Here is a 19,896-nt window from a genome sequence, read left to right on the forward strand (position 1 = left end):
CCAATGAAAATGAACGCCAACAAAGTGAACCGTCGCCAATGCCTTGGAGGTATGGCCGCGTTATTTTCATCAGCATCGCTGCCTGTCAAAATTGCAAGCGGTCAAGACGTTTCGTCAACGCTGTATTTAAAGGACGACATCGACCGCGCCGTCGAATCCGGCGCAGAATACTTGATTCGAACCCAGCGACCCGACGGCGCGATTGCCGACCGAGGCCATGAGGTCGCGATGTCTGCGTTGTCCGTGATGGCGATGGCGGCGATTGGCACACAGCCTTCGGTCGATACCGCGCGTGGACGGGCGATGCAGAGCGCCATCGATTTCGTTACTGATCCGTCGCATCAGTCGATGGAAGGCTACTTCGGCGGACGTGATGGATCACGAATGTATGGTCACGGGATCGTGACGTTGATGTTGACGGAAATGCTTGGAATGGGGGCGACGTTGGACCAGAACGTTCGAATCCATGATTCGTTGGTGGATGCGATCAAAGTCATCTTGGCGGCTCAGAAGGTTTCGAAGCCCGAAAAATTGCGTGGTGGTTGGCGATACACGCCTGATAGTCGCGATTCGGATCTTTCGGTTTCGATCTGGCAATTGATGTCGCTCAGATCGGCAAAGAACGATGGTTTGGACGTGCCCGGCGCAGCGATCGATCAAGCACTGGATTATCTACGTTTTTCCTACGCTTCGCCAATCGATCGACAAGGCAAACCTCGCGACCCCGTCAGCGGATTCACCTACACACCGGGCACCTACCACCCGTCTTTCACGATGACAGCGGCGGGATTGTTGGCGATGCAAGTTTGTGGCCAGTACGATTCACCGCTGGTCAAAGGTGCTTCGGAATGGTTGCTACAGAATCCGCCAAAGCCGAACGAACGGTTTTTCTACTACGGCGTCTACTACTACGCGCAAGGCATGCACCAAGCGGGTGGAAAGTACGCCGAGAAAGCAGACAAGTTGGTGCCGGAACTGTTGCTCGATTCGCAGCGCGGTGACGGGTCATGGATCGCGAAGAGCGGCGAAGAACGAAACATCGGATCCGTGTACGCGACGGCACTGACGATGTTAAGTTTGAGTGTCCGCTATCACTATTTGCCGATCTACCAACGCTGAAAGTGGTTCGCCTTGAAACCATCGCTCCGATGCCTTGAAGTTGCGATTCGATCAGGACCTTCGTCCGTAGCGATCTGGCGAAAGCAATTCTAATCCTTCAATCGACGCAGGTTTTCCGTCGACCATTTCGGCGACCAACTCGCCCGATACCATGGCCAAGCTGATCCCCATCATTGCATGGCCCGTCGATACGATGACGTTTTGCAAACGTCGTGGTCGACCGAGATAGGGCATTCCATCGGGTGAACAAGGCCGCAACCCGACCCAAGGCTTGCAGTCGCGGAAGTCACTTACCGCAAACTTCGGAAAGTAGTCAGGAATCGATTTCAGGATGCCGCGGACCCGCGACGTCGAAATAGATTCATCCAGTCCCGCGATTTCCATCGTGCCGCCGAATCGAACGGCTTCACCCATCGGGGTCACCGCGACACGCGCCTCGGTCAGAATAGAACAAATCGACGGACGCTCGACGGGGTTTTGCAACGTGACGCTGTAGCCCTTCCCAGCTTGCATCGGCAACTCGATGCCCAGACGTATTCCCATTGCAGACGACCAAACACCGCCGCACAGGATGATTTCGTCCGCGTCGAATTCACCTAAGTTTGTGAGTACGCGTTCGATCTGATTCGACACAGGCGACGCAGAGTAAGCAAAGTCAGTGACTTCGCAATCCCAACGGAAGTCGACGTTTTGTGCCGCCAGACGATTCTCCATCGCTGACATCAAACGATTCGGCGATAGATGGCAGTCTTTGGGGTAATAAACCGCACCCGATATATCCATCGTGATCGACGGATCAAGTTCGGCAGCTTCTGGCGCGGATAGCACTTTGACCGGAACACCCAAACGTTCGGCAAACTTAGCGGTTTCACATTCTTCGTGAAAAGACTTGTTTTTTTTGCACAGCATCATCAGTCCCGTCGGACTGAAGTCGAATCCGTCGGGCAACTCGGATTGTAAGGCTTCGTACCCCGCTCGGCTCGCCAAATGAAGATCGCGCAAAAGCGGCGCCGAGCGATCCACGTGCTGTTGGGTGCAAGCGGTTTTGAACTTCCACAACCACGACGCCAACTCCATCGACAAACGCGGACGAATGTAAAATGGCGACTCGGGACTGGCCATCCATTTCAATCCCATTCGAATCATGCCGGGTGCGGCAAGCGGGATCATGTGGCTAGGCACGATCATGCCCGCGTTGCCGAACGAGCAGCCGCCACGGTGCGACGGACCGCGGTCAATCACGGTCACTTGATGACCGGACGCGTGGCAGTGCCACGCAGTTGAAAGCCCTATGACGCCGCCGCCGATGATGACAATCCGCTTAGACAACTCTAGGACTCCCGCGAAGCGGCATCGGGATCAATTCCCCACGCAAACGGATCTGCGGGATCGATGTGCAGACGCGATTGCGACGTGACGAAAGCACGTCCGGTGATGACCGGACGAATCCGCTGTTCATCAGTTGCCGTGTATTGAAAACGCCCCTCGAATGTGGTGCCAAGGATTCCAGCCTGAACCCAGTTCTGGTCGGGCGCAAGCGTGCCATCCGCAGCCAAGCACGCCAATTTCGCACTCGTGCCTGTTCCGCATGGCGATCGATCGTATGCCAACCCTGGACACAGCACGAAGTTCTGCGAGTCTGCACCGGTGCAAGGCGTCGTCGCAAACAACTCGACGTGATCGACTTCCGGGTAGCCCGATTCATTGATCGATTTCCGAATCAAGGTCGCTGATCGTTGCAACCAATCAACTTCGTGCAGCGATATTTCGAACTTGGGATAAGTCACCAAGAAAAACCAATTGCCACCCCACGCCACATCGCCGATGACTTCACCGATCGTGGGAACATCGATCGTGACGTCCTTGGCCAACCGATAGCTTTCGATGTTTTCAAACGAAACGGATCCATCGACGTTGTTGGTCGTCGTGACGATGCCGACCGGCGTTTCGACACGACATTTTTCACCGATACTCTGGCCCCTATGTTTTAGTGTCGTGATCACACCAATCATCCCGTGGCCGCACATTCCCAGATAGCCGACATTGTTGAAAAAGATGACACCGATATCTGCCGATCCATCAAGGGGCTTGCACATGAGGGCACCGACCATGACATCGTTGCCGCGTGGTTCACGGACGATCGCACGCCGATAGTGATCAAATTGTTCCCGGAAAACGACCAACTGGTCGGCAACGCTACCCACGCCCAGATCGGGAATCCCCGAAACCACAACACGCGTCGGTTCACCCTCGGTGTGGGAATCGATCACTTCGATGGAACTTGCCGGTTCATCACGTTCAAGCATGCTGGCCCGCCGGTGATTGGCACGTGATTCGGTCGGCTTCTTTGCGTCCGGTCCAATCTTGCCACCATGCCATGAACAACTTGAATTGCGATTCAACAAATCCGCGTTGGCTCGCACTCAAAGCGTCATCGCTATTGAAGTGTTTCGCGTAACGCGCGTCACCCTGCAATTCCAAAAGATACTTGTAGTACAAGACCAAGTCGGGACCTTCATCGAAGGTCGATAGCACGGTCAGCGCTTCGTCCAATTCTTTCGCCAGTCGCCTTGCTGTAGCGTCGCCGTTCGCAGCAGCGCGACAGAGTGAAACCAGGATAAGCACTTGCTCGGGAAGGCAGTTGCCAATACCAGTAATTGCACCGGAAGCACCACAGTGTACGAATCCGTGAAAGACCTGAGTGTCGACGCCGGCCATCAGAACGACGTTGTCATCGGCGCTCGTGATCTGTTCGCTGGCATAGCTGAGTGCGGCTGCACCGCCAAATTCCTTGAATCCAACCAGGCTTGGAAACTGGTTGCGCAAACTGAAAAACAGATCGGCCTTGGTTTCGAATCCATAGTAGGGGCTGTTGTAGATCACCGCGGGCAGATCCGGCGCGGCGGCCAAGATGCGGGAAAAATGGTTTCGCTGGGCGGCAGGCGAAGTACCACGCGACAGGACGCGCGGGATCACCATCAAACCGTCCGCGCCGATCGATTGAGCGTGGGCGGCATGATCCGCCGCCAGGGTTGTATTCTGGGCACCGGTTCCCACGATGACGCGTAAGTCCGCATCGACCAATGCGGCGACACCCTGTTGGCGTTGTCCATCCGTCAGCAGCGGCCAATCACCCATGGATCCGCAATAGACAACCGCATGCATGCCTGCGGCGACCAACTGAGTTGCCTTCTCAACCAAGGCGTGAAAATCGGGTTGACCGTCATCGCCGCAAGGCGTCATCAGGGCTGGGATACAGCCCTTGAAAATCGAAGCGTCCATCTCGTAGCTCGTTCGTTGAATCGACAATACGTGAAAGTTGCCGACGCAAATGTCTAACCCGAGACTCTGTTGCAGCGCCGACCGTATCGCGATCTTGACTGCAACCGACGTTCATTTCAATCCGCCGATGGTTGAGTCAGATGTTCGGTGCTTGAAATGACGCTACTGTCGATGCCGAACGCGTAGATCCACGACGAATTCGATGCGACGAAATCGTTGTCACAGCAGACCCAAAGGGTTCGACGTCCGTCGGGCAGCGGCTTGCCCCAACACATGCCTTCGGGTTTCTCCGGCGCCGATTCGCCTCGGATCCCGAAACGTTCGTCAAGCAAATCCACCAGCAAGTGCTTTTCGACGGCGCGGATCGATGCTGGTAAGTTCGCATCTTTTAAGAAAGGGTGGCTCTTCACGTCCGTTGCGTTGGAAAGATCGGCAATGTAGATGCGTTTGTTCTTTGCATCGGCCCCCGGCACGCTGTCGCGTTCGAGAACCAAGAATCGCGTTTCATCGATGGCCAAAATCTCGCTCAGTCCGGTGGTTTCATCATCCAACTGGTAGATCACTTCCGATTCCACATCGCCGGCGTCATCAAGCACAAGCCAGCGGCAATTTCGGCCCAACACGCGGCCGTTTTCGATGCGTCCGTCTTGCACAAGCGGGCTTTGAACCGTGGCTACGATTCGACTTCCCATTGGGGTGATTGCGATACCTTCGAGACCGCGGTTGGGGACGCTACCCATCGAACCGTAGACGCCACCATCCGAATGCAGACCGAAATGGTTTGGCACAACCATCTTGCCGATTAGCGAACCTGTGGGCGAAAACTTGAGGATTCGCGGACCATATTCGTCCGAAACCAGCAAGTTCCCGTCCGCCATGCAACGAATGCCTTCGGGATCGAGAGCGGTAAAATGATCGAGGTCACCGCCGTGCGTATGAGTTGCCGCAAAGTCGATCCCGTGCGATTCAAGCGAACCCAAAAAGTTCTTTCCGTCTGCAGAGCGCAGCAGACGCGTTTCGATCAACTTCATCTGTATCGTTGCCGTTGCCGGGTGAAGGGTCAGATCGGTTTCATGGAAACGGCACGGAAAATTGACCAGTCCGTCGCCTGCGCCCCGGTCCGCCAACAAGATGAAACGGTCAGACCGACGGTCGTATTCGATACCCGACAAGCCGCCAAACTGGTTCAGCGGGCTACCATCCTCTAGTTTTCCCTCGATCGGGCACTCGTCGGTCGCGTTTCCGGCGATTTCGATGACGCCAAGAAGTTCAACGGGTGACAAAGCCGCTTCATTTGGCTTTCGAAGCGACGAAAGCCGCGGTTCGGCGGCATCTGAGCTCATCGCTGCTACGAAGAAAGAAAAGCCGAACATCGCAATCGGCGCCGTGACCGAACGAACTACATCCATCGCAATCGCTGACCGCCACTTCATCATGAATCAATCCTAGGCTCGAACGGCCTGAAACGAGGTCCAATCGGGAACTCGAGAAATCGAGTAACCGCACGCGAGCAGATTATGGAAAGTTGTCTCCTTTTTTCTGCGATCAAACGGCGAGGAAACTGTGAAGGTTTGATGAAGAATGGTGGCGTCCGAAACGCTACGAATTTTCGTTTGCAGAGTTAGCCTTTGCGAGCGACATCGCGAATTGCTTCACCACCGGTCGCTGGGTCAAACGCGGGTTGATGTGGGGCCGCGCCGCGAGCAGTGTTTTCTGGGCATCGTCCGCCGACACACCTCGGTATTTCATCAGCCAGCAGATCGCCACGGTCGCGCTGCGAGCGCGGCCAGCCTTGCAGTGGATGTAAACGGTTTTGCCCGCTTGGGCATGCTGTTGAACAAATTCGACCGCCCGTTCAACATCCTCCAACCGTGGATGCGTGAAGTCGGTGGTGGGAATGTGCAATTGCTGGATGTTAAGCCGCTGGTATTCGGCCTGAGGCCCATCGTATTCTTCACAAGTGTTCACGACGGCTCGGACACCGGCGTCATACATCGCCTGGACGTCGCGGGAAAATGGGTATGCACCCACGATCACGTTCGTATCGATTGCGTCCCACCAATTTCGTCGATTCAAGTACCGAGCCAAGGTATAGTTCCAGCACAACGTCGGGTAAAAAACCGAGCGGGCATAGAGTCGACGCAGCTTAGCATTCATAGACGTGGCAGCGATGAGTGTTCCGAACGGGGGGCCATGAGGGGCCAAACTTGGTGCAACAGAATTCCTAGGCCGTCAGATTAACCGATTCGTCGGTGAACGCACCCGGTGCCGCGAACAGCTAAACTGGGGCAATATGGTTCTCGTTCATTTGGATGTCGAATGTTAAGACTCTTGGCCGTTTCGATCCTGGCTTTTATCACGTCGGTTGGGTCGACGGCGACTGCGGCTGACTTGACCGTCGCAAACGACCTCTTTTTAGCCGGGAAGTACGACGAGGCGAAAAAGATCGCTGCTGAGCAGGTGGACGGTGGAATTTGGAATGAGCGTTGGCCACGATTGCTGATCGAATGCCAGTTGGTGATGGGTGAGTATGTGTCCGCCGTTGATACCTACGAAACGGCGATGAAACGCTATCCGACCAGCCTGACGCTGCGGATGTTGGGATTGGATGCCTATCGGTTTGCCGGAGAGTCCGACGAGGTAATTGAGGCGAAGGCACAGATTCTTCGACTGTTGGAGAGTTCACCGTCGCGATACGCCAGCCGCGACAACTTGGTTGCGGCGGGTCGCTTTTTTGCCATGCGGGGCGAAGACGCGCGAAAGATATTGGAGCATTTCTACGATCGTGTCCGTGATGCCGACCCCGAGTTCTTGGAAGCCTATGTCGCAACGGCGGAATTGGCGATTGAGAAAGGAGACTTTAAAGTCGCCGCCGACACGTTGTTGCGTGCCGAACTGATCGCGCCGGAAGATCCACGAATCGCATTTTTGTCGTCGCAAGCATGGCGGAACTCCGATTCCGAAAAATCGTCCGCCTATTTGGAAGAGTCGCTTTCGCAAAACCCGCGGTACATCCCCGGCCTGATCGAGCGGGCGGAGTTGGCGATCGATGCCGAACAATATGAAGTGGCTCATGGCGCGATCTCGTCGGTTTTGCTTGTCAACGTTCACGAACCCGCGGCGTGGAGTCTGCTTGCCGTGTTGGCTCACATGGAAGGCCAATACGAAATTGAATCACTGATGCGGGCCGCGGCGCTCAGTACATGGAAAGACAATCCCGCGGTGGATCATATGATCGGAAGGATGCTATCGAAAAAGTATCGCTTCGCCGAAGGAGCCGCCTACCAGCGACGTGCTATCGAGTTTGCATCCGACTTTCGGCCCGCCGTATTCCAGCTTGCTCAGGATCTGCTGCGACTCGGTCATGAGGACACGGGGTGGATCTTGGCCGACGAAGTCGCGAAGGAAGACCCCTACAACGTCGTCGCCCACAACTTGTCGACGCTGAATGAACAAGTTCGCGGTTACACGCAAATCGTTTCGAATGGGATCGAGATTCGTATGGAGCCGAGGGAGGCTGCGATCTACGGCGATTCCGTGATGAACTTGCTTCGTGAAGCCAAGCTAGTTCTTTGCGAAAAGTACAACGTTCAGTTAGAAGACAATATCGTCGTCGAGATTTTTCCCGACCAAAAAGACTTTGCCATTCGCACGTTCGGATTGCCGGGCGGTGCAGGGTACTTGGGCGTTTGTTTCGGGCGAGTGATCACCGCTAACAGCCCCGCGTCGCAGGGCGCATCGCCGTCGAATTGGCAAAGCGTGCTCTGGCACGAATTTTGTCACGTGGTGACGCTCGAAAAGACACGCAATCGAATGCCGCGTTGGTTGAGCGAGGGCATTTCCGTTTACGAAGAACGGATGCGAGACCCGTCGTGGGGCGAGTCGATTTCGCCGACCTATCGGACAATGATGCTGGGTGATGAATTGACGCCGGTTTCCCAATTGAGCAGCGCGTTTCTGAATCCGCCGACGCCCATGCATCTGCAATTCGCATATTACGAATCGTCATTGGTGATCGAGTTTCTGATTGCAACACATGGTCTGGAGGCACTGCGGAGAACCCTCGACGACCTTTCGTCGGGACTACCGATCAACGACGCATTGACGCGAAACGTTGGCTCGATTGAGAAGCTGGACGCAACGTTTGCCGAATATGCAAAGCAGGTCGCCCTCGATTTTGGCGGTGACGCGGACTGGAGTCGCGAGGATCAACCCGAGAAATCCGATGCTGCGGCAATGGCGAAATGGATCGAATCGAATCCGCAGAACTACTGGGCATTGATCGCCAAATCCCAGCAGCAGATCGCTGCGGAACAGTTTGAGGATGCAAAGTCGACGCTGGAAACGATACGCGACCTGGGTGCAGTAACGGGTGGCCAAGGTGGGCCCCTCGAATTGTTGGCTTCTGTCTATCGCAAGACCGGCGAGGTCGAATCCGAGAAAGCGACGCTGAAACAGATCACCGCCAAGTCCAGCGATTCGCTGGATGCCATCGAGCGATTGATCACGATCGCGCGGGAAGAGTCGGACTGGTCGACGGTGTTGGCATATGGCGATCGCTTTCTGGCCGTCCAACCATTGATCGAGACCGGACATCTGGCGATCGTCGACGCCGCCGAACAGATTGAGGAACCGCAACGAGTTGTCGAAGCCTTGTCGGCACTCGAAAATCTTGATCCGGTGGATCCAGCGGCGTTGGATTATCGCAAGGCGAAAGCGTTGTACAAACTTCATCGCAATTTGGAAGCGAAGCAAAGCGTGTTGAAGGCGCTCGATGAAGCACCTCGGTATCGGGACGCCCATCGGCTGTTACTGGAAATCGAAGCGGGAAAACCGAAATGAAATTGAACCGTTCATCCGTTGCTATCGCACTCTCGTTCGCCGTGATCGGTATCGGAAGCGTTGTGCTTGCCCAACGGGGCCGATGGAGACGCGATGATAGTATCGAAACCGATCGTCGCGGTGTGCCGACTTGGGAAGTCGATTCCAAGTTTCCAGCGGACATGTTCACGTTCGCGCGGGTCCGTTACGAATCCTATGGCGGTTACGGACGCGGCGGTGGCGGATGGCGAACCGACTATCCCGACAGCGACTTAAACTTTTCGCTGCGGTTGCAACAATTGACTTCTATGAAGGTCAATCCCGACCCAGTCGTGGTCGAGTTGACGGACGAGAAGTTGTTTGACTATCCGTTCTTGTACCTGATCGAACCCGGTGCGTTGGTGTTCGACCAGGCAGAGGTCGAAGCGCTGCGACGGTATTGCTATAACGGCGGATTCTTGATGGTCGACGATTTCTGGGGCGACGCGCAATACGAAAACCTAGCGCGCGAACTGAAGCGAGTATTCCCTGATCGCGATCCAGCGGAAGTGCCGTTGTCGCACGAGATCTTTCATTGCGTCTACGACATGAAAGAAAAGCCGCAGGTTCCCGCCATCGGCCAAGCTTACCGGATGGCAAACGGACAGATCGGAACTTGGGAGCAGTCGTGGGACGGCAGTGACACGCGCACGCCTCACTACCGGGCTATCACCGACGACGAAGATCGCATCATGGTTTTCATCTGCCACAACACGGATCTGGGCGACGGATGGGAACGCGAAGGCGAAGACCAATGGTACTTCGACGAGTTCTCGGTCAAGAAGGCCTATCCGATGGGCATCAACATTGTGACGTACGCGATGACCCATTAAAAAAAGCCAGCCTGGATAGGCTGGCTTTCGTGATTTTCCAATCTGTCGGGTAACTGGGTTTTGAAAACAGTTACCCAGACACGCGTCCAGATTAGCTCTCGTCGGTTGAAACCGGAACGTAATCCGATTCGGTGTATTCCGATTCCGTTGAGCGTTCTCTTGCGATTCGCGCGACTTCGGCGACGACGGCTTGTGCTGTTCGCAATTCGATAGGCGAGAACCAGCGGACGTTGCCGGTGTACTTGCTTTCAATGCGGTTCTTCGCGGCCAATTCGCCCCAGGTCATGTTGTCCATCATGTGCCAAGCAGCAGCTTGTGCAGTGTTTTGCGTCAGTTGCCCACGTCCGAGCGATTCACAAAGGACTCGAACGTTGGGGTCGCTGGTGAATTCTTCGATGGGAACCATCTTGTAGGCCATCCGTGGATTCGGGTCTTGCTTGCCATGTTCCAGGCAAACGGTTTGCACAGCAACTTTCATCATGCGTTCGGGCGCGACTCGCATGAATCCGCCACCACCACCGCCCATGCCGCCGCCACCCATGCCACCGCCGCCCATGCCACCGCCGCCGCCGCCCATGCCGCCACCGCCAGCTTGTCCACCGCCACCGCCGCCACCCATGCCGCCGCCGCCCATGCCGCCACCACCCATGCCGCCGCCGCCCATGCCCATGCCTTGGGCAAGGATTGGGACGCTAGCGAAAGCTTCGGGTAATTTCAGATCGAGCGGTTTGTCGGTCAGGTTACGAATCAGCACATTCGCCTTGGTCGCGTCTTGCGGGATGATTTTCACATCGACTTGCCCGGCTTCCATCGCGGCAAACAATTCAGCGGTAACTGCAGCGGGATCGTCTTTGACCTTGTCGGCACTGGCCGTCACGGAAGTGAAAAGCGAGACCGCAAGGGCGGCCAACGCGAGGGCCGACGCTTGACGAACCGGATGGGAGAGAGTGGTCACGAACACGTTCCTTTGAGTTAATTTTGTCTGGTCAGCCACGATCGAAAATGCATCGAAAATGCGGAGGGTGGGTGACGCAATCAGACCGCCATCATAATCGCGCCGCTTGGCTGTACCAAGCAGAATCAGCGATCCACGACGATTCCATTTACCTAATTTCCTGTCCAACTTGCCAAATCGATACCCACGGACCAATCCGAATGCTAGGTCAAACAGGATAATCCATAGGAAAACGAACGATCCTCAGAGATCTAATCCCCAAACGGCCCCTTCGTCCGTCGATTCGAAGCAAATTTTTCCGAGTTGCTGGGACAGCGTCTTCTTCTCACTATCGACGGTCGTTTGGACGGTTCGGATGTTTCGCGATTCCAAAGACTGCAGAGCCGCCGCGATCAAATAGCTTTCCGCCGATGATAATTCCCCGCGATTATGGGCATCGCCGAGGTCCAAAATGGCTGTTGATGGACTCAACACTTCGGCTTCGGGGTCGCTAAACCAGAAATCGACGACCGCCAACACGGTGGAAGATCGGTCGATCAGCTGGTACCGTTCGATGTCAATGTGCGACAGTCCCGATGACCGGCGCCGATCGGGGGGGAGCAACCGGCAGGACTCGATTTTTGCGGAACGGCGAAGTTGCAAAGCCTCGCGGCTGACCGGCGGGCGATAAAACATCGTCCCCACTTCCATCCGATGTACCGCGAAACGTTCGACGAAGCCCGCTTCCCGGAGTGTCGCGACGAAGCGTTCATCCTTTACCGACACGCCGATCCCGTGCCCAAGCGGCTCCAGCCCGGCGTATCCAAACCAGTCATCGCGGACGATCCCGGCGCCGATTTTGGTGAACCCATGGGCGCGGATCCGAATCAACATTTCGGTCAGGAGGTCGCGGGCAATATCGATACCCAAGTTGGGAAGCGAGCAGACGGCCATGATCGTGGCAGCACCGTCGTCGGCCGAAGCGGCAAAGTGACTCCAGCCCACGACCTCGCCGCCCTGTTCAGCGACCAGCAAACCGCCGGGATCAAAAAAAGTGCGAGCCACGGTGGCTTGTTCCAAGCGGGGCAGGTTCACTTGGGGCGGGGTGCCAATCGCCGACCAATGAGCCATCCAAACGTTTGTCAGCGAGGGAAGGTCGCCGTTTCGGAACGAACGGATGATCGGCACGCTCGAGCTCCCCGGATTTGGAAAGAAGAACAACGTTGAATAAAAGAGAACTTATTGTTCGTAAATTTTTGTGTCCATCCAACCTATCAAAATGGCGTCAATGATGGGCGAGGCACCGTGCGATTGGCACGGGCTTGGCCCAGATGGGTGTCGCCAGCGGCGAAAAAACTCCGAGCAAAAAAAAAACGGTGAGGCAGCCTCGAAAGGTTGTCTCACCGTTTAATTCAAAAAAACCACGAGAGGAACTCGTAACTCTGTTGCCGCAATCCCACTCGACGTCAACTTTGCCACGAACCGCTCAACTTTTCGGGGCTTCATCGCAACGAACCCCCTAGCATCGGATCATCCACACTGATGATCCTCGCCGGTACGGGTATGGATCGACCGATTTTGCCGCTGGCTCGGATCGTAAGCGTCGAAACGCCAAACCCCATGGTGCCGCGTGACTCGTGGCGCGGTTAAGTAGACTTTGCGGGCGTGTCAACTTTGGTTGAAGAAGCCGCCGCGTTGCTATCGTTCCATCACCAGCGGAAGCGATGGCGCGTTGGCATCGACGACTTCGACCGATTCGAGCTGGGCGACTCGGTCTTTCCCATCGATCTCTTGCAGATGTTCCAACAGAATCCGGCGGACTTCGAAGACGGCTTTGGGCGTCATATGGACAGACGTATGGGGTGCGTCCACGATCAGTTCGCTTTCGGTGTCTTCCATGTGGGCGCTCGCATACTCAACGACTCCGTCGCCCTTTTCGGTTCGGCCGGTGATCAGCGTCGGATTTTCGAGGACGCCGATGATGTTGTGATACTTCACGCCCGGCGCGTGCTTGGCTCGCATCATGACGGGAAAGATAGGCGATTCGGGAGCCAGCGAGTCGATCGCGTTGGCGACCGTTAACAGTTCGGTGTCTTTGAACACACTCGGATTCAGCTCGGCCAGGCGGCTGCCGGTTCGGATCGCCATTTTGGGCAGCTTGATGAATTTTCGAGCCAGCCAGCGAGTGTAGTCGTTAGCGAACTCGCTTCCCCGGTGCGGAGTCCCGATCGTGATCACGCGCTTGACGGAGGTATTGGGGCGGAAGAACAATGTGCTGACCAATTTGAAACGATCGTCGTCATCGCCCTTCAATTTGGCAATCGCTTCGTCTGCGCTACGTACCGGTTCGTTACTGACGATTTTCCAGAACTCGTCGCCGCTATCGATCGTCTGCATGCGGCTGACCAGTCCTCCCATGCTGTGTCCGACCAACACCATTTCATCGAGCGGTTGATCACGGCGGTTTTCATCGAAGACCTTGCGCATCGCGGTCAAGTCGGTGCGCAATTGGGTGGCGGACAACCAAAACGGCTGGCCGGACGGATAGAGGTAAAACCAAAACTGGTAACGTTCGCGAATCTCGGGAAAACTGCGCAGATCGTTGAACATATCCATCCACGTCATCGGACTGGACCACAACCCGTGAACCATCAGCACCGGAATCCGCTCGGGGTCGTAGGGTTCCAGCATGTATAGGCCGCGGCGGTTGGCCGACTCGTTGGGATTGAGTAGGCCTTCGGTGGCTTCATTCCGTTTGCGGAAGTCGGGGCTGTCCAAGAAGTAGGCCAACGGTGTCGTCAAGTCAGTTTCCAACGGCACCCACTGCTCGGCCAATTGGATTTGGTTGGCACGCAATGGATCAAAGAACTCGAGCACACAGACCCGCGATTCCCCCGCTCGTCCGCCGCCCCGAGGTTTGACGCATCGCATCAACGCGCTGACCGAATAACTCAATCCCTTGGGATAGTATTTTTCTCGGGGGTCGTTGTCTTCCGGCGGACGGCGTACCGCGATCAATGGAACGCCGAGCCCGTAAGTGGTGTGTTGGTTACGGAGAGTCTGGATGTCGTAGTCGCTGACGAATTCGTAGTGATCGAATTCATCCGTTTTCCATTGACCACGCATTTCGGTGCGAACGACAAACTCGCGATCTTCGGTCTTGATCGTGTAGGTTTGCCCGGGCTGGATTTGGTTTTCACTGCACAACAATCGCAGCGTGTCTTCGAGCGACTCGTTGTACAGGTCACATGCGCCACGGAACTGGGGGTCGTAGAAGTTGCGTGTGTTGCCTAGGTCATCGCTGAACAAATAGTCATAGCTATTGGTCAACGCAATGCCGTACTGGTTCAACGCATCGCTGACGCGGCCGGCCTTCTCTGCTTTTTTGCCTTCGACATACGCCAGTTCGCTCAGGGCGTAGATCAGTTCAGCTTCCGGATTCTCAGTCACCCGTTTGCGAATGTGTGCGAAGCAAACACTGCTGTTGCGCAGATACTGGTCTTCCAAGTCGAATCGGCGAAGCGTGTGCCAAGTTCGTTCGCTGACCTCGGGACCTTTCCGGCCGACCAGGTGCAAGGTTTGTGTCAGCGGATTGTCGCGAATCTTTCGACTGGCCAAGTAACTTGGCGTCGCACATCCGCTGTGAAACAGCATCACCATCGCGAACGCAAAACCGAAACACGAACGAATGCTCCGACCTCGAAATCGTTCGGCAAAGGGCGATTCGGCAAGTGCGCAGGCGACCGAATCGACCTTTCGTCGACCGTTTTCGGTAAATCGCTGAGGACCAAAAGAGGACTGCATCATGCGTCAACGACCGTTCCCCGAGACTGTTATCGATCCGATCGAAGAACAAGCGAGGGTCCGGCGGTTCGAGCTTCCTTGCCGAGCATCCGTAGCACGAGATCGACGACAACCTGTCGATCTTCTTGAACGTTAGAAAGCAATCGACGTTGATGTCAACGCAGTTTCCAAGGACGGCCGTGAAACCGAGCCGATTTCGCCGTCTGGGCTATCCCGTAGCCGGCCAAATTACAGCATCGGTGGGGGGGGCGGAGGCGGCGGTGGCGGCGGTGGCGGCGGTGGCGGGTCGTCATCGTCATCGTCGTCGTCGTCATCGTCATCGTCATCGTCGTCGTCGTCATCGTCATCGTCATCGTCGTCGTCGTCGTCGTCTTCCGGTTCCGGTTCCGGTTCCGGCTCGGGTTCCGGTGGAGGTGTTGGGATGGTGGTGGCCATTTGCATGGGCGATCGTTCTGTCATCAACCGTGAACGGCCGGTCAAATTTCCGGATACATAGCTGGGAATCACAAACGAATTGGTCGAAAACGGTGCCGTCACGACCACTTCGACCAGCGACGTGGAGTCGTCGATCGTGTCGGGTGAGACCGACACGACCGCGTCATTGATCCCGATGATCGCCAAGTGATCTTTGGCAACTTGCACGACATCGCCCGTGTTGGCGCCCGGAACGATGGCGGCGCGAGCGGCCAGGTAAGCGGCGTGATCGACGGTGTGTCGCAGCATGCTGACGCGAGTCAATTCGATGCCGCCGAAAATCAATGCCACCAAAACGGTCAGGGCCACCGCAAATTCGACGGCGGTTGCGGCTCTTCGTTGCGATCTTGCGTGAGTGGACGATTTGAAGTCGTACATGAAATTCCAACAATGGTTTTCAAGGGAGCTGATTCAAAGCTATTGAGTCAGGAGTGTGGGGAGTCGACGCGCGATGTCTTGAAACGCGATTTTCAGTTGAGCAGCCGTGACGGCATGGAAGTGCTCGCCGCCGCCGATTTCCGCCACTTCTTGCATCGCAGCCTGGGCGGCTTCGTCGCTGAACGTGACGGTAAAGACGGTCACACCCTTGGTAGCTGCTTCCTTTGCGGCCCATTTCGGTGCGGTTCCGTAGTTCTGGACGCCATCTGTCAACACGATCATGACCTTCGACGCGTGCGGTCGTGCAAACGCCGCATCGGTAACCGCCCACAAGCCTTCGTAGATCCCCCAGCCGATCGCGGTCCCGCCAGCCACGAAGTTGACGGACACCTCGTCAAGTTTTTCGATGACTTTCGTGTAGTCGGTGGTCAAACGCTGTGGAGTCGACTTGTTCGTGTTGTAAATCGAAAGCGCCAACTGCTCTTCCTGTGGCGAATCATTCAATTCGTCGTTGAATGCCTTCACCGCAGCAATCAAGTCCAACCACCGTGCATTCGGAGGCACGGGATCGCCAAAGTCCCATCCGGGAGGCGCCGAGGAGGGTGCCGGCGGATAAGCGGCGACTTCCGACGAACTGTAAGCCATGGATCCACTTCGATCGACAACCAACACGCAGTCGATCACGCCCTGAGTGCTTGTCGCACTTCGTAGCGGACGAACATCGAAAAGACCCGCAAAGAACGGAAATACGGGTGGGACACCGGCGCCGCTTCCGCCGGCGAACGATGTGGTGGACAAGCGAATCGAATTGGTGACGCCACTGGTCGTGGGTGTGAACGTGTAAGGATCATTGGCGTACGTCCGCAGACTGGTTCCGAATTCTAAATCGGATGCGGCAATCGGAACGACGAAACTGCCGATCGGGTTTCTCGTCGCGGCCTCTTGCGCCGCCAAGAGCGTTTCCGCTTCGTCCCCGGTGAGCGCATATGTTCGTCCTGCAGCGCGAGCAGCCGAGTCGACAGCAATCTGGACTTCGGTATTGACCGATTCCATGTGCGCGACGTTGATCGCGAAAGCAGACAAAATGAACAGCACGGGAAGTAGAACGCAGATCAGAACCATGGTGGCTCCGGTGCGTTGCCTTGTAACTTGTGCGCTGGCGAAGGACGGATTCTGAAGATGGATCATGATGATTGTCCAGCAATACGAGTCAAAGCGATAACTGAACCGACGAGAAGCGAAACTAGCATTGCATTCACTCGGCACGAAGCGAGACGGATTTTTGCAGCGTCTTGTCGATATAGAGCCAGCCACCTGCCATCGTGTTGTCTGCGAACGCGGCTGTGACCGTGACGGTGAACCAATCGCCTTGTTTAAGCGTGGCTGGGTCGGCCGGATCCATTTCGACGGTGTACGACTGGACGCTGTGATCATCGAGCAACGTTTCGCACTGGAATGCAACGTTGGTGGCCATTGCGCCGGGAACGATTCCGACGCGAGCGCCCTCGAAGGCCGTCGTCTTTAACGACTGTTGGACGAATAGCAGCGTGCAGGCTTCGATCGTCGCCAACGTCAAAATGACGAGTACGGGAAGACAAACAGCAAGCTCGACAACAGCAACGCCGAATCGCGGGCCAGATTTCGGGCCTGATCTTGGTTTCTGAATACGAATAACGGACATGTCACATCGCGGGGCAATAGATTCAACAGACAAAGGTCTATTGGGAACCTATGTCACACAGGCGACTTGAACGCGTTACAAAGCGAAAAGATGTGGTGATCCATCCCCTCAAGCTGCATTCACAGTAGAGATAACGCGATTACGCGGGTTGGGCGTATCGAATCAAGAATGCGGCCGTCGACTCAATGACAAAATCGATGTCGCGCGGTTCATTGACCAACAGATGATCACTTCCGTCGAGCGAGATTAGGCTGATTGGCGTGGGCTCGGCTGCGTGCGGCGACGATTGAATCAGCCCAAGAATCCGAATCGCGTGGTCGAATCCGACCGTGCGATCGAGGGGAGAATGGAACAGTAATGTCGGGCACTGGATCCGCGAAATCAAAGCCGGAAGATCGTGGCTGCGAAAATCGTCAAGCATTTCGCGACGAATGGTCCAGGCCCGACCGCCGATCGAGACGGTTCCAACGCCATCGGACTCGATTGCCGGGTCCATATGCGAAAGCAATTTGGCTAGGTGAACGGTTTCGCTGGGCGCGGCAAGTGCAACGACGGTTCGCGGTTTCGTCTCCGTCGGCATTCCCGCCGTGGCGAGCGATGCGGCGCCGCCGAACGAATGGCCGATCAAGGCATCGACGCGTCCAAACTCGCCCGTCGTGAACTCCATCGCCGAACGCAGGTCGCCAAGGTTGGTGGTGAAGTTGGTGTGCGAAAAATCTCCTTCGCTGCCGCCCAAACCCGTCATGTCGTATCGCAGGCACGCGATGCCACGCGCGGCCAAACCACGAGACGTACGAACGATCGCTTTGAGATCCTTGTTGCAGGTGAAGCAATGGCTAAACACGGCAACGACCAAAGGATCGGCGTCGGTGGGTCGATCAACGATTCCGGCAAGCGATTCGCCACTGCCACCGACGAATTTGACACGATACGAAGTCGTTTGCACGGCGGTGGCTAACCCTGACCGCCCGTAACCGACCCGATACGACCGGCTCGAAACGCATCCGCCATCGCCATCGGAACTTCGGCTTCCGCCAAAACCAACGCAGATCGGTTTTCGGTAACCTTCGCCTTCATCTGCTGCTCTTGTGCGATTGCTTCAGCGCGTCGGCTCTCGGCTTCGGCGCGGGCAACACGCATATCGGCTTCGGCTTGATCGCTTTGCAGTCGAGCACCGATGTTTTCGCCGACGTCGATATCAGCGATGTCGATGGAAACGATTTGAAACGCAGTTTGAGCATCCAGGCCGCGAGACAAGACGACTTTCGAGATCATGTCGGGGTTTTCGAGCACATCGAAGTGCGAACTCGCCGATCCGATCGAGCTGATGATTGCTTCGCCGACCCGCGCTACAATCGTGTCCTCGGTCGCGCCGCCGATCAATTGGCTGATGTTGGTTCGTACAGTGACGCGAGTGCGGACGCGAAGCTCGATGCCATTTCGAGAAATCGCCGATAGTGTCGTCTTTCCACTTCGCGACGAATCGGGACAGTCGATCACCTTGGGGTAAACACTGGTTTGGACCGCATCAAGAACGTCACGTCCGGCCAAGTCGATTGCCGAGGCTTGGTCAAAATCGAGCGGAATTTCGGCCCGGTGTGCTGCGATGATGGCGTGAATCACATTCATGACGTTTCCGCCGGCCAAATAGTGGGCCTCGAGTCGCCGCGTGCTGATTCCCGAATTGCGATCGATGCTCAAACCGGCCTGGGCGGACATCACTTTGGCTTGAACGACGATGTTCGGATTCACTTTCGTGAAGTGCATCCGAATCAGGCTAACCAGGCTGATGTCGGCGACCGACATGTACGCCTGGAACCAGAGTTTGAAGTAGCGAAAGAAAAAGAACGCCAGCACCAAGCTCATCAGCGCCGCAAAGCCGCAAACGGCAAGAATGACGTAGCCGGTGATGGATTGTTGGGCCAAGGGTGCCGCAAGGGATTCGAATCGAATCAGCATCGGGGTAACGTCTCCGCGAGGAACCGAAAAAACATGGTTGCAGATCAGCCCAGATCATAGCGTATCGGAGTCAATCGCAGGGCCGGGAACCGATCAAACGTATTTCTTCAGCGCTTCGAGCACTAACTCGGGACTGTCTTTTTCCTGCAGGTTGGCAATCTGATCAGCGGTCAAACCGACTTTTTCCAGGTGGCTTGCCAGTCGTTTCCAGACGGTCGCACGTTTTTTGCCCTCGCTGAGGTACAATTCCGTGACCGCTTCCTGGGCCTTTTGAAGGCCGATGGAGTCGCGATTTTGGTAGTAGTTTTTGATGATTTTTTCTTGATGGCGGGTGCGCGGTTCAGCCATGGAATTGCTCAGCAAAGGGTGTTGGAGAAATCGGTCGGTGCCGGTCGGTCGGCCCCTTAAGGATCGGACGAAACGATCCTATTCTATGGGTGGTCCATCTTTGAAGGCGTCGACGCTTTCGATGAGGTTGCCCCAGTCGCTGTTTTGCCCCAGTTTTTTGCTCGGCACCCGTCTTGCACCAGTCTGGGGTTCAAAAACAAAGAAAAACGACCGACCGATACTTC

The 19,896-nt window shown here is 56.0% G+C and carries 17 protein-coding genes; 3 read left to right on the forward strand and 14 right to left on the reverse strand.

The genetic code is table 11. The features are described 5' to 3' along the window. The first annotated feature begins 3 nt into the window (after nt 1-3). The gene (locus tag Poly51_RS27470) at nt 4-1,119 is read left to right on the forward strand and encodes a hypothetical protein (protein ID WP_246114816.1); all 1,116 of its coding nucleotides are present in this window, start codon (nt 4-6) and stop codon (nt 1,117-1,119) included. Between the two features lie 51 nt (nt 1,120-1,170). Here Poly51_RS27470 and Poly51_RS27475 read toward each other — a convergent pair whose 3' ends face one another. From Poly51_RS27475 to Poly51_RS27495, 5 genes are all read right to left on the reverse strand, one after another. Further along, on the reverse strand, nt 1,171-2,448 hold the full coding sequence (locus Poly51_RS27475; RefSeq protein ID WP_146462159.1) for an NAD(P)/FAD-dependent oxidoreductase: 1,278 nt from the start codon (nt 2,446-2,448) through the stop codon (nt 1,171-1,173). A gap of 2 nt (nt 2,449-2,450) precedes the next feature. Then, nucleotides 2,451-3,425, reverse strand: a complete 975-nt coding sequence (locus tag Poly51_RS27480; RefSeq protein ID WP_146462160.1) for a proline racemase family protein — start codon at nt 3,423-3,425, stop codon at nt 2,451-2,453. Next, nucleotides 3,418-4,401: a dihydrodipicolinate synthase family protein gene (locus Poly51_RS27485; RefSeq protein ID WP_146462161.1), complete on the reverse strand. Its 984-nt coding sequence runs from the start codon at nt 4,399-4,401 to the stop codon at nt 3,418-3,420. The genes Poly51_RS27480 and Poly51_RS27485 overlap by 8 nt, the downstream gene beginning before the upstream one ends. Before the next feature lie 116 nt (nt 4,402-4,517). After that, the gene (locus tag Poly51_RS27490; protein WP_146462162.1) at nt 4,518-5,837 is read right to left on the reverse strand and encodes an esterase-like activity of phytase family protein; all 1,320 of its coding nucleotides are present in this window, start codon (nt 5,835-5,837) and stop codon (nt 4,518-4,520) included. A gap of 163 nt (nt 5,838-6,000) precedes the next feature. Next, nucleotides 6,001-6,558, reverse strand: a complete 558-nt coding sequence (locus tag Poly51_RS27495; RefSeq protein ID WP_146462163.1) for a phosphatidylglycerophosphatase and protein-tyrosine phosphatase 1 family protein — start codon at nt 6,556-6,558, stop codon at nt 6,001-6,003. 162 nt (nt 6,559-6,720) lie between these two features. Here Poly51_RS27495 and Poly51_RS27500 point away from each other — a divergent pair, with 162 nt between their 5' ends. After that, a complete protein-coding gene (locus Poly51_RS27500) occupies nt 6,721-9,243 on the forward strand; it encodes a peptidase MA family metallohydrolase (RefSeq protein WP_246114817.1) in 2,523 nt (840 codons plus the stop codon). Next, on the forward strand, nt 9,240-10,094 hold the full coding sequence (locus tag Poly51_RS27505) for a DUF4159 domain-containing protein (RefSeq protein WP_146462164.1): 855 nt from the start codon (nt 9,240-9,242) through the stop codon (nt 10,092-10,094). The genes Poly51_RS27500 and Poly51_RS27505 overlap by 4 nt, the downstream gene beginning before the upstream one ends. A gap of 91 nt (nt 10,095-10,185) precedes the next feature. Here the strand turns inward: Poly51_RS27505 and Poly51_RS31490 are convergent, their stop codons facing one another. The 9 genes from Poly51_RS31490 to Poly51_RS27555 all read right to left on the reverse strand — a co-directional run bounded on the left by Poly51_RS31490 (nt 10,186) and on the right by Poly51_RS27555 (nt 19,687). After that, on the reverse strand, nt 10,186-11,049 hold the full coding sequence (locus Poly51_RS31490; protein ID WP_246114818.1) for a hypothetical protein: 864 nt from the start codon (nt 11,047-11,049) through the stop codon (nt 10,186-10,188). 243 nt (nt 11,050-11,292) lie between these two features. Next, nucleotides 11,293-12,216 carry a hypothetical protein gene (locus Poly51_RS27520; protein ID WP_146462165.1) on the reverse strand — a complete coding sequence of 308 codons (924 nt, stop codon included), beginning with the start codon at nt 12,214-12,216 and terminating at the stop codon, nt 11,293-11,295. A gap of 510 nt (nt 12,217-12,726) precedes the next feature. After that, nucleotides 12,727-14,688 carry an esterase/lipase family protein gene (locus tag Poly51_RS27525; protein ID WP_186775858.1) on the reverse strand — a complete coding sequence of 654 codons (1,962 nt, stop codon included), beginning with the start codon at nt 14,686-14,688 and terminating at the stop codon, nt 12,727-12,729. 372 nt (nt 14,689-15,060) lie between these two features. Then, nucleotides 15,061-15,684 carry a TadE/TadG family type IV pilus assembly protein gene (locus tag Poly51_RS27530; RefSeq protein WP_146462166.1) on the reverse strand — a complete coding sequence of 208 codons (624 nt, stop codon included), beginning with the start codon at nt 15,682-15,684 and terminating at the stop codon, nt 15,061-15,063. 39 nt (nt 15,685-15,723) lie between these two features. Then, entirely contained in the window at nt 15,724-16,872 is a 1,149-nt protein-coding gene (locus tag Poly51_RS27535; RefSeq protein WP_146462167.1) for a vWA domain-containing protein, read from the reverse strand. Between the two features lie 67 nt (nt 16,873-16,939). Continuing rightward, entirely contained in the window at nt 16,940-17,365 is a 426-nt protein-coding gene (locus Poly51_RS27540; protein WP_146462168.1) for a TadE family protein, read from the reverse strand. Between the two features lie 139 nt (nt 17,366-17,504). Continuing rightward, a complete protein-coding gene (locus Poly51_RS27545; RefSeq protein ID WP_146462169.1) occupies nt 17,505-18,311 on the reverse strand; it encodes an alpha/beta hydrolase family protein in 807 nt (268 codons plus the stop codon). Between the two features lie 8 nt (nt 18,312-18,319). After that, nucleotides 18,320-19,324 (reverse strand): flotillin-like protein FloA, encoded by a 1,005-nt coding sequence (floA, locus tag Poly51_RS27550; protein WP_146462170.1) that lies wholly within the window; start codon nt 19,322-19,324, stop codon nt 18,320-18,322. Nucleotides 19,325-19,417: 93 nt separating this feature from the next. Then, nucleotides 19,418-19,687 carry a hypothetical protein gene (locus tag Poly51_RS27555; protein WP_246114819.1) on the reverse strand — a complete coding sequence of 90 codons (270 nt, stop codon included), beginning with the start codon at nt 19,685-19,687 and terminating at the stop codon, nt 19,418-19,420. Nucleotides 19,688-19,896 lie beyond the last annotated feature (209 nt).

The sequence above is a fragment of the Rubripirellula tenax genome, assembly GCF_007860125.1.
Lineage (GTDB): Bacteria > Planctomycetota > Planctomycetia > Pirellulales > Pirellulaceae > Rubripirellula > Rubripirellula tenax.

Bases quoted from the DNA above. Each gene is read 5' to 3' on its own strand.
- Poly51_RS27470 (WP_246114816.1), top strand. From the start codon at position 4: ATGAAAATGAACGCCAACAAAGTGAACCGTCGCCAATGCCTTGGAGGT.
- Poly51_RS27480 (WP_146462160.1), bottom strand. From the start codon at position 3,425: ATGCTTGAACGTGATGAACCGGCAAGTTCCATCGAAGTGATCGATTCC.
- Poly51_RS27485 (WP_146462161.1), bottom strand. From the start codon at position 4,401: ATGGACGCTTCGATTTTCAAGGGCTGTATCCCAGCCCTGATGACGCCT.
- Poly51_RS27490 (WP_146462162.1), bottom strand. From the start codon at position 5,837: ATGATGAAGTGGCGGTCAGCGATTGCGATGGATGTAGTTCGTTCGGTC.
- Poly51_RS27495 (WP_146462163.1), bottom strand. From the start codon at position 6,558: ATGAATGCTAAGCTGCGTCGACTCTATGCCCGCTCGGTTTTTTACCCG.
- Poly51_RS27500 (WP_246114817.1), top strand. From the start codon at position 6,721: ATGTTAAGACTCTTGGCCGTTTCGATCCTGGCTTTTATCACGTCGGTT.
- Poly51_RS27505 (WP_146462164.1), top strand. From the start codon at position 9,240: ATGAAATTGAACCGTTCATCCGTTGCTATCGCACTCTCGTTCGCCGTG.
- Poly51_RS27525 (WP_186775858.1), bottom strand. From the start codon at position 14,688: ATGGTGATGCTGTTTCACAGCGGATGTGCGACGCCAAGTTACTTGGCC.
- Poly51_RS27530 (WP_146462166.1), bottom strand. From the start codon at position 15,684: ATGTACGACTTCAAATCGTCCACTCACGCAAGATCGCAACGAAGAGCC.
- Poly51_RS27535 (WP_146462167.1), bottom strand. From the start codon at position 16,872: ATGATCCATCTTCAGAATCCGTCCTTCGCCAGCGCACAAGTTACAAGG.
- Poly51_RS27540 (WP_146462168.1), bottom strand. From the start codon at position 17,365: ATGTCCGTTATTCGTATTCAGAAACCAAGATCAGGCCCGAAATCTGGC.
- floA (WP_146462170.1), bottom strand. From the start codon at position 19,324: ATGCTGATTCGATTCGAATCCCTTGCGGCACCCTTGGCCCAACAATCC.